This window comes from Mycobacterium sp. ZZG (genome assembly GCF_054786995.1).
This window is the reverse complement of sequence record NZ_JBTBFV010000168.1, coordinates 1-1,051: the sequence shown is the minus strand read 5'-3', so window position 1 is coordinate 1,051 and position 1,051 is coordinate 1. Positions and strand designations below refer to the sequence as shown.

Here is a 1,051-nt window from a genome sequence, read left to right as displayed (position 1 = left end):
TTGCACCGGAAGTGCCTTTCTGAACGTGGGCTGATCGAAGTGTGGTAACTCCAATCATCCCAGCTCAAAGGGCACTTTCCTTACATCAACACCCTCCGAACAGGCGATTCATCGGTGGATCGAGGCTAAGACCGCCGACCAGATCCTGGCAAGCATCGCCAACTACTGCAACCGAATTAATGACTCAGGACACTAGACCACCGCTGGCCGCGTGAGGTCACCCGCCATAGCGCGGCCAGCGGTGCCACCAACCGGGGAGTTTGCTGGAGCCGGTCGGCCCACATGTGGGAGCCGACACCCATTCCGACACCGCCCGCTGACCGCGCCCGAGAACCGTTGCGGCACAGCGCCATCCGTGCGCATTTAAGAGTCGAAATCCGTTGCGCCACAACCGCTCTCACGGACGAAGGTAGCCTGAGGAACGGTTGCTGAAAGTTTGCTGTGCATATCACTGTATCACTGTTTGCGCAGGGCAAAACTTTGCCCTGGGGGGACCCTCCGTTGCTGTCTTCGAGTCGCGGGCGCACGGCGCGCTGGCTCCAGTTCGCCGCACTGCACCCTAAACCCCTGGCAGGGGCCATTTTTCGCGCACCCCTGATCGTGGACCTGCGGTGTTTGCTGGGGCCGAATCTTGTTGCCCAGGAACATGTTCCACTAGCTGCGACGAAAGCATGAAAACACCTGACAGCAAACAGGTTTCGGGTGCTGTGCCGGTCGCCGGTCGTATGCTCGTGCTATGGGTAGGCGACGGCAGACGGCGGGCGAGAAGCTGCGGTTGAAGATGGTCGCCGCGCTGGAGGCGACCGGCGTCCCCGGCATCGAGTTCGATGAGTACGAGACCGAGGCTCTGGACCGGGCGGTTGCGGCTGCGGACCGCGCCGAGCAGCTCCAGCGGGTGTATGACGCGGAGTTGTCGGGCGAGTGTGAGAGGGACCCGTTTGGTGGTCCAGTCGTTATGCGACTTTCGGTTGATGGGTCGCGGCCCACTGTAGGGCAAACTCGGCTGGGGTGCGGTCGCCATGGGCGGAGTGGGGCCGATTGGCGTTGTAAT

At 61.9% G+C, this 1,051-nt stretch carries 1 protein-coding gene; it reads left to right on the top strand.

The window, feature by feature from the left end:
• Positions 1 to 736 precede the first annotated feature (736 nt).
• A partial coding sequence (locus ACXMYJ_RS29175; protein ID WP_460359554.1) for a hypothetical protein occupies positions 737 to 1,051 on the top strand: 315 nt, incomplete at its 3' end.